The following is a 12,815-nucleotide window of genomic DNA, read 5'->3' as shown; positions in this document are numbered from 1 at the left end:
GGCGGGACGGGGGCGCGTGCGAACCCGCCCCGCACAAGGTTACCGAGTGCCGGAGCGGGTCTCTGCACCCCTGTGGACAACGGCCTCCCGGTCTCTCCGCCCCGGGCCTACTGCCGTATCGACCAGCCCCGCTCGCGCAGCGCCGCGCTCAGTGCGGGGGCCGCGCTCGGCTCGACCATCAGCTGGACCAGGCCGGCCTGCTGTCCGGTGGCGTGCTCGATGCGCACGTCCTCGACGTTGACCCCGGCCCGTCCGGCGTCGGCGAAGATCCCCGCCAGTTCGCCCGGCCGGTCGCTGATGAGCACGGACACCATCTCGTACGCGGTGGGGGCGGTCCCGTGCTTGCCCGGCACCCTGACCCGGCCCGCGTTGCCGCGGCGCAGCACGTCCTCGATGCCCTCGGTGCCCTCGCGGCGCCTGGCGTCGTCGTCGGACTGCAGGCCGCGCAGCGCCCGTACCGTCTCGTCGAGGTCGGCGGCGACCCCGGCCAGCACGTCGGCGACCGGACCGGGGTTGGCTGAGAGGATCTCCACCCACATCCGGGGGTCGGAGGCGGCGATCCGGGTGACGTCCCTGATGCCCTGGCCGCAGAGGCGTACGGCGGTCTCGTCGGCCTCCTCCAGGCGGGCGGCGACCATCGACGAGATCAGCTGCGGGGTGTGGGAGACCAGGGCGACGGCCCGGTCGTGCGCGTCGGCGTCCATGACGACCGGGACGGCACGGCAGAGCGCGACCAGTTCCAGGGCGAGGTTGAGGACCTCGGTGTCGGTGTCACGGGTCGGGGTGAGGACCCAGGGCCGGCCCTCGAACAGATCCGCGGTGGCGGCGAGCGGACCCGACCGCTCCTTGCCGGCCATGGGGTGCGTACCGATGTACGGCGTGAGGTCGAGGCCGAGGGCCTCCAGCTCGCGGCGCGGGCCGCCCTTCACGCTGGCGACGTCCAGGTAGCCGCGGGCGATGCCGTCCCGCAGGGCGGTGGCGAGCACCGAGGCCACATGGGCGGGCGGCACGGCGATGATCGCCAGGTCCACGCGCGCCTCGGGCGCCTCGTCCGTACCGGCGCCCAGCGCGGCGGCGGTGCGGGCCGACTGGGGGTCGTGGTCGACGAGATGGACCTGGATGCCGCGCCCGGCGAGGGCGAGGGCTGCGGAAGTGCCGACGAGGCCCGTTCCGATGACGACGACGGTTCTCACTGGGCGATGTCCTTGCGAAGTGCGGCGGTGGCACCGAGGTACACGTGGGCGATCTCGGACTTGGGAAGGTACGTCTCGACGTGCGCCAGGATGCGCACCACACGGGGCATGGCCCCCGTGATGTCCAGCTCCTGGGCACAGATCAGCGGCACGTCGACGATACCGAGCCCGCGTGCGGCGGCGGCCGGGAAGTCGCTGTGCAGGTCGGGGGTGGCCGTGAACCAGATACTGATCAGATCGTCCGCGACGAGGCTGTTGCGCTCCAGGACGGCGGTGAGCAGGGCGCCGACCCGCTCGTCCATGTGCCCGGCCTCGTCCTGCTCCAGCTGGACGGCTCCGCGGACCGCTCGTACCGCCACGTCGTGCTCCTCGGTTCTTCGTACGTCTCGCGCCTGCTGTCCGCCTGCGTGATCTCTCTGCCCGGTCAGCCTAGAGGGGCGGCGGGGCCGGCGGTCCGGGGTGCTCTGTCCGTGAGACGGGGCGGCACACGGTCACGGCCCGGGGCCCGCCCGGCACTGGTCCGCCGGACGGGCCCCTCGGGCCGCTTGCGCTGTCAGAGTTGCTGCTCCCGGACCAGGTCCTCGATCGAGCGGCCCTCCGGCACCTCCCCCGACGGAGTCAGCTTGTCGACCGCCGTCGGCAGCGACCGGGCGATCTCGTCGGCCGCCTGCTGCGGGGTGACCCCCGCTTCCCGGGCGACCTTCTGCAGGGTCTCGTCCGGCAGCGCCTCACTGATCTGGGCGCCGCTGACCGCCTGGTTCTCACCTGTGCCGACCCAGGACTGCGCCTGGTCGACGAGGCCGGGACCTGGTGAGCATCCCGATCAGCCCTTCGAGCGCGTCGCCGCCGCCGCCCGTTCCGCCCTGGCCGCCGCCGAGCGCGCCCAGCAGCGCGCCGAGGATGTTCCCCGCGCCGCCCGGGCCGCCCGAGCCGCCGCCCAGCAAGCTGCCCAGCAGGCTGCCGAGATCGTTTCCTGCCATGGTTCCGCTTTTCCGGAGAGAGTGATTTATCGACAATGCCGATCAGAGCCCGGCCTTCTGCCACTTGAGCGGGGCGCCTGGGGGCGCTCCCGCAATTCCCGGTGCAACCCGTTTTCGCTCACGTACTCTCGCCGGCATGATCACCCCTGATCCCGAGGCTCTCGTACGCGACCACACGGTCTACTCCTGCGTGATGGGCTCACGCGCCTTCGGGCTCGCCACGGAGGGGAGCGACACCGACCGGCGCGGCGTGTTCCTCGTACCGACCCCGCTGTTCTGGCGGTTCGAGAAGCCGCCGACGCATGTCGAGGGCCCGGCGCAGGAGCAGTTCTCGTGGGAGCTGGAGCGCTTCTGCGAGCTGGCGCTGCGCGCCAACCCCAATGTGCTGGAGTGCCTGTACTCACCGCTGGTGGAGCACGTCGACGCCGCGGGCCGTGAACTCCTCTCCCTGCGCGGCGCGTTCCTCTCCCGGCTGGCCCACCGGACCTTCGTGCGCTACGCGTTGGGCCAGCGCAGGAAGCTGGAGGCGGACGTACGGCTGCACGGGGCGCCGCGCTGGAAGCACGCCATGCACCTGCTGCGGCTGCTGGCCTCCGGCCGGGACCTGCTGCGCACTGGCGAGCTCACGATCGGGGTGGGCGCGGCCCGCGAGGAGCTGCTGGCGGTGAAGCGGGGCGAGGTTCCGTGGGCGGAGATCGAACGCCGGATGAACCGCCTGGCCGAGGAGAACGACGAGGCCGCGAGGGACTCCCCACTCCCCGCGGAGCCGGACCGGGCCAGGGTGGAGGACTTCCTGATCCGCACCCGCCGGGCGTCCGTCTCCTGGCCCGACGCAAGCTGAGCGCCACGTCCGGCGCATTCGCCGCTCCGTAATGGCTCAAGAATCCCAGAGCGCCCCCAGCGACAGCAGATCGCTGCGGTACTCGATCCGCTCCGCCCACTCCTTGGGCCAGGCCCCGGCTCCCAGGTGCGCCCCGGCGAACGCGCCGGTCAGGCAGCCGAGGGAGTCCGAGTCGCCCCGGGTGCAGGCGGCGCGGCGGAGTGCGGTGACGGGGTCCTCGGGGAAGAGGAGGAAGCAGTGCAGGGCCGTGGCCAGGGCCTCCTCCGCGATCCAGCCGTCGCCGGTCAGCTCGCAGGGGTCGGTCTCCGGGGACGGGTCGCGCAGCGCGTCCTGGACGCGGGCCAGGGCGGTGAGGCATTCGTCCCAGCCGCGCTGGATGTACAGCTCGGGCGAGGAGTCGCCCGCGTACCGCCAGAGGTCTCCGAGCCAGCGCGTGAGGTAGCGGCCGCTGTTCTCGTACGCGTACGAACGCAGCTGCCCGATCAGGCCCATCGGCTCCGCCCCCTGCGCCAGCAGGTGCACCGCGCGGGCCGTCAGGTCGGACGCGGCGAGCGCGGTCGGATGGCCGTGGGTGAGGGCCGCCTGCAACTGGGCGGCGCCGGAGCGCTGTTCGTCGCTCAGTCCGGGTACGAGTCCGACCGGCGCGACCCGCATGTTGGCGCCGCAGCCCTTGGAGCCGGTCTGGCTGGCCTCCTGCCAGAGCCGGTCGCTGTCGAGCAGGCGGCAGGCGGTCATGCAGGTGCGGCCGGGGGCGCGGTTGTTGTCGGGCGAGTGGTACCAGTCGACGAACTCCTCGCGCACCGGGCGGGTCAGCCGCAGCGGGGTGAGCAGCCCGCGGTCCATGGCGGTGCGGATGCCCCGCCCCAGGGCCAGTGTCATCTGGGTGTCGTCGGTGACGTGTGCCGGCTTCGGCAGCCGCATCGTGCGCCACGGCCCGCACTTGGCGAGGATCGACGGCACGTTGTTGAACTCGGTCGGGAAGCCCAGGGCGTCGCCGAGCGCGAGCCCGGTCAGCGCGCCGGTGGCGGCCTGCTTGGTGATGGTCCTGGTCACGATCACGTGCTTCTTCCTTCCGGTCTCAGCAGTGGAGGGTGCAGGGCGGTGGCGGCACCCGCCCGGTAGAGCGCGGCAGGCTTTCCCCGCCCGCCGGTGCGGCGCGGCGATCCCTCCACGGCCTGGACGAAGCCGGGCGTGGTGAGGACCTTGCGCCGGAAGTTGGGGCGGTCCAGCTCGACGCCCCAGACCGTCTCGTACACCTGCTGGAGTTCCCCCAGGGTGAATTCGGGCGGGCAGAAGGCGGTGGCCAGACAGCTGTACTCGAGCTTGGCGCCGATCCGGTCGTGCGCGTCGGCGAGGATGCGGTCGTGGTCGAAGGCGAGCGGGCCGAGCGCCCCGGCGTCCCACCACCGGGCGCCGGCCGCGTCGCCGCCGCCGCGCGGCTCGGGCAGGTCGGGCACGAGTGCGGCGTACGCGACGGAGACCACCCGCATCCTGGGGTCGCGGTCCGGGTCGCTGTAGGTGCGCAGCTGTTCCAGGTGGAGGGCGCCCGCGGTGTCCTCCGTCAGTCCGGTCTCCTCGGCGAGCTCCCGGCGGGCGGCGGACTCGGCGGACTCGCGGGGCAGTACGAAGCCGCCGGGCAGCGCCCAGTGCCCCTTGTACGGGTCCTCGCCCCGTTCGACGAGCAGGACGTGCAGCCGGCCACCGCGGACCGTGAAGACGGCCAGGTCGACGGTGACCGCGAAGGGTTCGAAGGCGTGCGGGTCGTAGCCCGCGGGGGCGGCTGTGCTCATCGGTGCTCCGGCAGGGGCGCGGCGAACTTCCAACTGTCGGCGAGCAGCGCGTCGACGGCGGCGACCGCGGTGGCCAGGCGCTCCTCATGGCTTCCGGTGAGCTCGATGAACCGCCTTCCGGTACGGGTGAGCTCGGCCCGGAAGCGGTCGGTCATCCAGGGCCGCAGCTCCTCGCCGTCGCGCAGTCCGTCGTCCTCGAAGGCGACGCCCTCGTGGTCGGTGAGCAGCCACAGGTGGTGGGCGGCCCGGTCGGCGGTCTCCTCGACGAGCGGGTTGCGTCCGCCGATGTACCGCTCGTGCCAGACGGTGGTGGCGAAGGAGTCGGTGTCGCAGAAGAGCACCGGCGACCCGGTGCGCGCGGCCGCCTCCTCCTTGGCGTTCTGGGTCTCGGCGATCAGCGGGAATTCGTCGGTGGTGAAGGCGACGTCCTCCCACTGGGCCCCGGGCCACCGCTCGCGCAGGGCGGCCAGCTTCTGTTCGCTGAACTCCCGCCCGTACTCGGCGACGTATCCGGTCCGCGCCCAGACGCCGCCGCGCCCGCGGTAGTGGCCGGTGAGGGCGCGGGCCATCGTCGTGGTACCGGTGGATTCCGCACCGAGGACGACGATCCGGCGGGCGAGGGCGGCCCGTACGGGCGGCTCCAGGAAGTCCCAGCAGCCGACCGGGTCCTTGCGGACGGCGGTGCCGGAGACCGGGAAGACCGTGCGGTCGGGGTCGACGCAGACGGACTCGGCGCCGAACCGGCGGGCGAGTTCGTCCCCGTACGACTCCGAGGTGAAGACGGCGTCCACCGGCTCGGGCACGGCCCCGGTGAAGACGGCCATGTGCGCGTCCCAGATCACCGGGTCGTGGAGGTCCATCCGGATGTCGTCGACGGCGCCGACGACCCGTACGTCCGGGTGCACCTCCCGCATCCAGGCCACCCGGTCGGCGAGCGGCACGGACTCGACGGAGGCGGCGCAGACCAGGACGGTCAGCCGCTCGCAGCGGTCCCGCGCGGTGCGGACGAGGTGGTGGTGGCCGGCGTGCGGCGGGTAGAACTTGCCGAGGACCAGCCCGTGTCCGTAGCTCTTCATGCCGTCGCCTCCGCCAACTGCGGCCGCTGCCCGGCGAGATCACGCTTCCAGTTGCGCAGGCCGATCAGGCAGAGCGTCAGGAAGCCGACGTACAGCAGCGAGGTCAGATAGAGCTCCTTGTACGCGTACAGCGGGATGTAGACCACATCGGCGGCGATCCAGAGCCACCAGGACTCGACGAGCTTGCGGCACTGTCCGTACGTCGCGGTCAGGGACAGCGCGGTCGTCAGGGCGTCCCAGAAGGGCACGGTCGAGTCGGTGGCGCGGTCGAGCAGGACGGTGAGTGCGAGGGTCCCCACCGCCCCCGCCGCGAGCAGCCAGGTCCATTCGGCGCGCGTGGTGCGCCGCACCGGCAGCTCCGGCGAGCCCGGTCCGCCCCCGTGGGTCCAGGTCCACCAGCCGTACGCGGCGAGGGCGATGAAGACGATCTGGAGGCCGGCGTCGGCGTACAGACCGGACTGGGTGAACAGCAGGATGAAGAAGAGGTTGTTGGCGATGCCGATCGGCCAGTTGGCGAGGTGCTGGCGGGCCACGAGCCATACGCACAGCGCCCCGCTGCCGAAGCCGAGCACCTCGGTCCAGCTGACCGGGGTGTCGAGCACCGTCACCAGGGGTTGTTGCAGGGGATCGAGGAAATCCGCGAGACTCACGCCCGCCTCCTTAATAGTCACTCTGACTATAAAGGTGGAACGGGCGCAGCAAAAGACCCGCGGCCGGTTCCTGTTCGGGATTCGAGAACAGGAACCGGCCGCGGGCCGTGGAGCGGACGGAGGAGGGTTACAGACCGACCTCGCGCATCAGCATGCCCACCTCGGTGTTGGTGAGGCGGCGCAGCCAGCCGGACTTCTGGTCGCCCAGCGGGATCGGCCCGAAGGACGTCCGTACGAGCCGCTCGACCGGGAAGCCGGCCTCGGCCAGCATCCGGCGGACGATGTGCTTGCGGCCCTCGTGGAGGGTCACCTCGACCAGGTAGTTCTTGCCGGTGTTCTCGACGACCCGGAAGTGGTCGGCACGGGCGTACCCGTCCTCCAGCTGGATGCCGTCCTTGAGCCGCTTGCCCAGGTCGCGCGGGAGCGGTCCCTGGATGGCGGCCAGGTAGGTCTTCTTCACCCCGTACTTGGGGTGGGTCAGGCGGTGGGCCAGCTCGCCGTGGTTGGTGAGCATGATGATGCCCTCGGTCTCGGTGTCCAGCCGGCCGACGTGGAAGAGCCGCGTCTCACGGTTGGTGACGTAGTCGCCGAGGCACTGGCGGCCGTCCGGGTCCTCCATCGAGGAGACGACACCGGCGGGCTTGTTCAGCGCGAAGAAGAGGTAGGACTGGGCGGCGACGGTCAGACCGTCGACCTTGATCTCGTCCCGGTTCACATCGACGCGCATGCCCTGCTCAAGGACGATCTCGCCGTTGACCTCGACGCGGGCCTGCTCGATCAGCTCCTCGCACGCTCGGCGCGAGCCCATGCCGGCCCGGGCGAGGACCTTCTGCAGCCGCTCGCCCTCCTGCTCGGCGCCCGGGTGGGTCTTGGGCGTCCTGATGTCGGGCTTGTTCGCGTACCGGTCGCGGTTGCGCTGCTCGATCTTGGCGTCGAGCTCACGCGGACGGGACGGGGCGCCCTGGCGGCGCGGACCACCGCTCCTGCCGCCCTGTGCGGGCTTCGGGCCGCCCTTGGCACCGCCGCGGGCCGCCGCGCCGCGTCCCTTGCGGGGGCCGTCGCCGCCTGTCTCCCCGGTGGAGCCCACGTCGTAGCGGCGCTCCTCGGGCCGGGGCCGGCGGGGACGCTGCTCCTGCTTGCCGTCGCGCCCTGCGCCGGCGCCGGCACCGCGAGGGTTCCGGCTGCCGCCGCTCCTGCCGCCGCCGCTGCCGCTTCCGCTGTTCCTGCCACTGCTTCGCATCAAAATTCCGTCTTGTCGTCTGCGTGGGTATCCGGGGTGTCCGGTGCGTCCGGATCGAACGACGGCACACCCTCTAGCGTCTCAGCCTCGATCGCGTCCGCCTCGGGGAGGAAGGGCGCGAGCTCCGGGAGCTCATCCAGGCCACGCAGGCCCATCCGCTCCAGAAAGTAGTTCGTCGTCCTGTACAGGATCGCACCTGTTTCGGGTTCCGCGCCCGCTTCCCCCACCAGACCCCGCTGGAGCAGGGTCCGCATGACCCCGTCACAGTTCACGCCGCGGACCGCGGAGACCCTGGAGCGGCTGACCGGCTGGCGGTACGCGACCACCGCGAGGGTCTCCAGCGCCGCCTGGGTCAGCCGGGCCTGCTGGCCGTCCAGGACGAAGGCCTCCACGGCCGCCGCGTACTCGGGGCGGGTGTAGAAGCGCCAGCCGCCCGCCACCAGCCGCAGCTCGAAACCGCGGCGCTGCACGGTGTACTCGTCGGCCAGCTCGCGCAGCGCGTCGGCGACGGCCCGGCGGGGCCGCTCCAGCACCTTGGCGAGGTGCTCCTCGGTGGCGGGTTCGTCCACGACCATGAGGACGGCCTCCAGCGCGGGCCCGAGGTCGAGATCCGCGACGGTGGAGCCGGTGCTCTCCTGCTGACTCATGCCTTCACATCCTCCTGGACGTCCTGCGTCTCGGGGTCGAACTCGTCCGTGACGACGGGCCCGGCCCCCTCTCCCCCGGCCCAGCGCACCAGGAGCTCCCCGAGCGCCTCGTCCTGGTCGAGCGCGACGGCCTTCTCCCGGTACAGCTCCAGCAGCGCGAGGAACCGGGCGACGACGGTGAGGGTGTCCGGGGCGTCCTCGGTGAGGGTGCGGAAGCTGGCCTCCCCCGCCTCCCGCAGCCGCGCCACCACGATCTCGGCCTGTTCCCGCACGCTGACCAGCGGGGCGTGGATGTGGTCGACGTACACCTGCGGCTCGGCCTTCGGCTGCATCGCCTTCACGGCCAGCGCGGCGAAGCCCTCCGCCCCGATGCTGATCACGACCTCGGGCAGCAGCTCGGCGTGGTGCGGCTCCAGCCCCACGGTCCGCGGGAACCGCCGCCCCTCCGACACCAGCCGGTCGCTGAGGATCTCCGCGATGCGCTTGTACGCGCGGTACTGGAGCAGCCGGGCGAAGAGCAGGTCCCGCGCTTCGAGCAGCGCCAGATCCGCCTCGTCCTCCACCTCGGCGGCGGGCAGCAGCCGGGCCGCCTTCAGGTCGAGCAGGGTCGCGGCGACGACGAGGAACTCGGTGGTCTGGTCCAGGTCCCAGTCCGGCCCCATGGCGCGGATGTGCGCCATGAACTCGTCGGTGACCTTCGACAGCGCGACTTCGGTCACATCCAGCTTGTGCTTGGCGATGAGCTGGAGGAGCAGGTCGAACGGCCCCTCGAAGTTCGCCAGCCGGACGGTGAACCGCCCGTCGGAGGGCTCGGAGAGCCCGGCGGGCCCGGGCGCCGCGACAGGCGCCCCGTCGGGCGCTTCCACGGGCGCTTCGCCCGGCGCCTCGACGGGCGGCGGGGCAGGGGCCTTTGCGTCGGCGCCCCCGCCGTCCGTCGGCTCCGGCTGCCCGGACCGGCCGCCCGGACCGCGCCCCAGGGGGCGGCGGGGGGTGCGGGCGGGCTCGTCGGTCGTCGGCATGAAGGTCCAGGGGCAGCGGGATACGGGCGGCGGGCCGAGGCCCGTACGGGAGGGGCCGGGCCGCTCCTTCGGCGGTCGCCCACCGGGCAGGCTACCGGCGCCTCGCCCGTCAGCGGCCGCGCAGCCGCCGTACGAGGATGCTCGCGTCGCCCCGCGACTCCAGATCCGCGAGCACCACCGCGACCGCCTCACGGACGATCCGTCCACGGTCGACCGCGAGCCCGTGCTCCCCGCGCAGTACGAGGCGGGCGTGTTCGAGGTCCATCAGTTCCTCGGCCGAGACGTAGACGGTGATCTTCTCGTCGTGGCGCTCGCGGCCGCTGGGCCGCCGGTTCGCCCCGCGCCCGGCTCCGCGCCCGCGCTGCTGCTGGACTGCGGGGGCGGGGACCGCCTCCTGCGCGGCGGGTGAGGCGGCCGCCGGTGCGAGCTGCTGGGGCCTGCGGCCCGCCTGCGCGGCCATCGCGACCCGGTCGCCGCCGCGGGTGCGCGATTCCGCCGCGTCGGCGTCGGCCGCGGAGTGCTCCTCGCGCGAGGAGCCTTCGGTGGCCTGCGCCGGGTCCGCCCCGGCTCCGTCCGCCCCGGAATCGCTCTCGCCGGCCGGACCGGGCACCCGGGCCTCACCGTTCGCCTTGCGCCGCCGGTCGGCCGGGGACGAGGCCTGGAGCCCCATTCCTCCGGTGGTACGGAACAGTTCGTCGGCCCCGGGCAGACTCACTCGGCGTGACACCGGGCGAGCACCTCCCTGGCGAGCTGGCGATAGGCGGCGGCACCGACCGAGTTGGAGGCGTACGTGGTGATGGGTTCACCGGCGACCGTGGTCTCCGGGAAGCGCACGGTGCGCCCGATGACCGTGTGGTAGACGTGGTCGTCGAATGCCTCGACGACGCGCGCGAGGACCTCACGGCTGTGCACCGTACGGGAGTCGTACATGGTGGCGAGGATGCCGTCGAGCTCCAGATCGGGGTTGAGGCGCTCCTGGACCTTCTCGATGGTCTCGGTGAGCAACGCCACACCACGCAGCGCGAAGAACTCGCACTCGAGCGGCACTATGACCTTGTGGGCAGCCGTGAGGGCGTTCACGGTGAGCAGGCCGAGCGAGGGCTGACAGTCGATCACGATGTAGTCGTAGTCGGACATCAGCGGCTTCAGGGCACGCTGCAGCGTGGACTCCCGGGCCACCTCGCTCACCAGCTGCACCTCGGCGGCCGACAGGTCGATGTTGCTGGGCAGCAGGTCCATGTTCGGGACCGCGGTCTTCAGCAGCACCTCGTCGGCCGACATGCCCCGCTCCATGAGCAGGTTGTAGACCGTGAGGTCGAGCTCCATCGGGTTGACGCCGAGCCCGACCGACAGGGCTCCCTGCGGGTCGAAGTCGACGAGCAGGACGCGCCGCCCGTACTCCGCGAGCGCGGCGCCCAGGTTGATGGTCGACGTGGTCTTGCCGACGCCGCCCTTCTGGTTGCACATCGCGATGATCTTCGCGGGACCGTGATCGGTCAGCGGGCCCGGGATCGGGAAGTAGGGCAGGGGGCGACCGGTCGGGCCGATCCGCTCGCGGCGCTGGCGGGCGGCGTCGGGCGCGAGAGTGGCCGCGTACTCCGGGTCGGGCTCGTACTCGGCGTCGGGGTCGTAGAAGTGCCCCTGGGGCACCTCGTCGAAGTCGGCGAAGCGGGCGGTCTCCCGGCCACTCTCGTTGCCGGCCATGGCGTTCACGTGTAGGCCGTCCATCATCTGGGGGGCTGTCGTCATGTGCTGTTGGGTGGCGAAGGTGCGGACAGCGACGGAGCCGACAGCCTCCAGCCCGTGCGGGCTCTGGCCCCGTGCAGGCATCCCTGGATGAACACCCCCGGGAGTAAATGTCGACTCATTCACAAGTCGTCTTACCTCCTTGGACGTGACCAGGAAACTTATCGATAGGTCAGCGTGGCACCATGCCGACGATTGGCGACTCTATGGCGTGTCACCGCTCCGCAGCAACACAATCCGCCGGACCCGGCCCGATGTGTCGGCAATCGAACACGCCCCTGTCAAGGGCGTGCGGCCATCGGGGCGCAGATTTAACGGGTGTACGAATCGGTTAAAGGGTTACGTTCGAGACGAGTTGAACGGGACCACCGAAGGGGCCCGACATGCGTACGGCCGGACCTTGCTCGGCAAGGTCCGGCCGTACGCATGGGGTTGACGGAAGGAATTGACCCGTCAGCCGAGGAGCGAGCTCAGCTCGACGTGCTCCAGGCCGTGCGCCTCGGCCACCTCGCGGTAAACGACCTGCCCGTCATGGGTGTTGAGGCCCCTGGCCAGCGCGGCATCGCGGCGCAGCGCCTCGACCCAGCCGCGGTTGGCGAGCTCCAGGATGTACGGCAGCGTGGCGTTGGTGAGGGCGTACGTGGAGGTGTTCGGAACCGCGCCCGGCATGTTCGCGACGCAGTAGAAGACCGAGTTGTGGACCTTGAAGGTCGGCTCGGCGTGCGTCGTCGGGTGGGAGTCCTCGAAGCAGCCGCCCTGGTCGATCGCAATGTCGACAAGAACACTTCCGGGCTTCATCTTGGCGACGAGCTCGTTGGTGACCAGCTTCGGCGCCTTCGCGCCGGGGATGAGCACCGCGCCCACGACGAGGTCGGCCTCGATGACGGCCTTCTCCAGCTCGAAGGCGTTGGAGACGACGGTCTTCACCTTGGTGCCGAAGACCTTGTCGGCCTCGCGGAGCTTGTTGATGTCCCTGTCGAGCAGCGTGACGTGGAAGCCGAGACCGACCGCGATCTGCGTCGCGTTCCAGCCGGAGACACCGCCGCCGATGACGACGGCCTCGGCGGGCGCCGTGCCCGGGACGCCGCCCGGCAGCACGCCGCGGCCGCCGACCGAGCGCATCAGGTGGTAGGCGCCGACCTGCGGGGCCAGCCGGCCCGCGACCTCGGACATCGGGGCGAGCAGCGGGAGGGCGCGGCTCGCGGTCTCGACCGTCTCGTAGGCGATGGCCGTGGTGCCCGACTCGATCAGCGCGTCGGTGCACTCGCGGGAGGCCGCGAGGTGGAGGTAGGTGAAGAGCGTCTGGTCCTTGCGGAGGCGGTGGTACTCCTCGGCGACCGGCTCCTTGACCTTGAGCAGCAGGTCGGCGGTGGCCCAGACCTCGTCGGCGGTGGGGAGGATCTGCGCCCCGGCGGCGACGTACTCCTCGTCCGTGATGGAGGAGCCGGCACCGGCGTTCTCCTCGATGACGACCTGGTGGCCGTGGCGGACGAGCTCGTGCACACCGGCGGGCGTGATCGCCACGCGGAACTCGTTGTTCTTGACTTCGCGGGGGATGCCGACCTTCACGTCGATCACGGTCCTTGGCTCAGAGGGTTACCCGGACATAGCTATACATACCCGGATAGACACT

The 12,815-nt window shown here is 71.7% G+C and carries 14 protein-coding genes and 1 pseudogene; 1 reads left to right on the top strand and 14 read right to left on the bottom strand.

Annotated elements, in window-relative coordinates:
- Window positions 1-107: 107 nt before the first annotated feature.
- The 4 genes and pseudogenes from BT364_RS07040 to BT364_RS42590 all read right to left on the bottom strand — a co-directional run bounded on the left by BT364_RS07040 (window position 108) and on the right by BT364_RS42590 (window position 2,173).
- Window positions 108-1,193, bottom strand: coding sequence for a prephenate dehydrogenase (locus BT364_RS07040; RefSeq protein WP_072484250.1), 1,086 nt, complete (start codon window positions 1,191-1,193; stop codon window positions 108-110).
- Window positions 1,190-1,552, bottom strand: coding sequence for a chorismate mutase (aroH, locus tag BT364_RS07035; protein WP_072484249.1), 363 nt, complete (start codon window positions 1,550-1,552; stop codon window positions 1,190-1,192). Before aroH ends, BT364_RS07040 begins: the two co-directional genes overlap by 4 nt.
- A 194-nt stretch (window positions 1,553-1,746) precedes the next feature.
- Window positions 1,747-1,935, bottom strand: a pseudogene (locus tag BT364_RS42595) (YidB family protein); the annotation flags it as partial.
- 19 nt (window positions 1,936-1,954) lie between these two features.
- Window positions 1,955-2,173, bottom strand: coding sequence for a hypothetical protein (locus BT364_RS42590; RefSeq protein ID WP_256259617.1), 219 nt, complete (start codon window positions 2,171-2,173; stop codon window positions 1,955-1,957).
- 136 nt (window positions 2,174-2,309) lie between these two features.
- On the opposite strand from BT364_RS42590, the gene BT364_RS07025 reads away from it, so the two are divergent.
- Complete coding sequence (locus BT364_RS07025) at window positions 2,310-3,014, top strand: nucleotidyltransferase domain-containing protein (protein WP_072484248.1); 705 nt, start codon at window positions 2,310-2,312, stop codon at window positions 3,012-3,014.
- Window positions 3,015-3,050: 36 nt separating this feature from the next.
- Here the strand turns inward: BT364_RS07025 and BT364_RS07020 are convergent, their stop codons facing one another.
- From BT364_RS07020 to ald, 10 genes are all read right to left on the bottom strand, one after another.
- On the bottom strand, window positions 3,051-4,073 hold the full coding sequence (locus BT364_RS07020; protein WP_072484247.1) for an ADP-ribosylglycohydrolase family protein: 1,023 nt from the start codon (window positions 4,071-4,073) through the stop codon (window positions 3,051-3,053).
- Window positions 4,070-4,804 (bottom strand): NUDIX hydrolase, encoded by a 735-nt coding sequence (locus tag BT364_RS07015; protein ID WP_072484246.1) that lies wholly within the window; start codon window positions 4,802-4,804, stop codon window positions 4,070-4,072. Before BT364_RS07015 ends, BT364_RS07020 begins: the two co-directional genes overlap by 4 nt.
- Window positions 4,801-5,880: an AAA family ATPase gene (locus BT364_RS07010; protein WP_072484245.1), complete on the bottom strand. Its 1,080-nt coding sequence runs from the start codon at window positions 5,878-5,880 to the stop codon at window positions 4,801-4,803. Before BT364_RS07010 ends, BT364_RS07015 begins: the two co-directional genes overlap by 4 nt.
- Window positions 5,877-6,530, bottom strand: coding sequence for a nicotinamide riboside transporter PnuC (pnuC, locus tag BT364_RS07005; RefSeq protein WP_072484244.1), 654 nt, complete (start codon window positions 6,528-6,530; stop codon window positions 5,877-5,879). Before pnuC ends, BT364_RS07010 begins: the two co-directional genes overlap by 4 nt.
- Window positions 6,531-6,657: 127 nt before the next feature.
- The gene (locus BT364_RS07000) at window positions 6,658-7,770 is read right to left on the bottom strand and encodes a pseudouridine synthase (RefSeq protein ID WP_072484243.1); all 1,113 of its coding nucleotides are present in this window, start codon (window positions 7,768-7,770) and stop codon (window positions 6,658-6,660) included.
- Window positions 7,770-8,417: an SMC-Scp complex subunit ScpB gene (scpB, locus tag BT364_RS06995; RefSeq protein WP_072484242.1), complete on the bottom strand. Its 648-nt coding sequence runs from the start codon at window positions 8,415-8,417 to the stop codon at window positions 7,770-7,772. Before scpB ends, BT364_RS07000 begins: the two co-directional genes overlap by 1 nt.
- Entirely contained in the window at window positions 8,414-9,436 is a 1,023-nt protein-coding gene (locus BT364_RS06990) for a segregation and condensation protein A (protein ID WP_072484241.1), read from the bottom strand. The genes scpB and BT364_RS06990 overlap by 4 nt, the downstream gene beginning before the upstream one ends.
- Before the next feature lie 109 nt (window positions 9,437-9,545).
- Window positions 9,546-10,151, bottom strand: coding sequence for a hypothetical protein (locus tag BT364_RS06985; protein ID WP_072484240.1), 606 nt, complete (start codon window positions 10,149-10,151; stop codon window positions 9,546-9,548).
- Complete coding sequence (locus BT364_RS06980; RefSeq protein WP_072484239.1) at window positions 10,148-11,266, bottom strand: ParA family protein; 1,119 nt, start codon at window positions 11,264-11,266, stop codon at window positions 10,148-10,150. The genes BT364_RS06985 and BT364_RS06980 overlap by 4 nt, the downstream gene beginning before the upstream one ends.
- 369 nt (window positions 11,267-11,635) lie before the next feature.
- Window positions 11,636-12,751 carry an alanine dehydrogenase gene (gene ald / locus BT364_RS06975; protein WP_072484569.1) on the bottom strand — a complete coding sequence of 372 codons (1,116 nt, stop codon included), beginning with the start codon at window positions 12,749-12,751 and terminating at the stop codon, window positions 11,636-11,638.
- Window positions 12,752-12,815 lie beyond the last annotated feature (64 nt).

Source organism: Streptomyces atratus (genome assembly GCF_900119365.1).
In the GTDB taxonomy this organism is placed as follows: domain Bacteria; phylum Actinomycetota; class Actinomycetes; order Streptomycetales; family Streptomycetaceae; genus Streptomyces; species Streptomyces atratus_B.
Note: the sequence above shows the minus strand (reverse complement) of the source record. Positions and strands in the feature narration are given on the sequence as shown.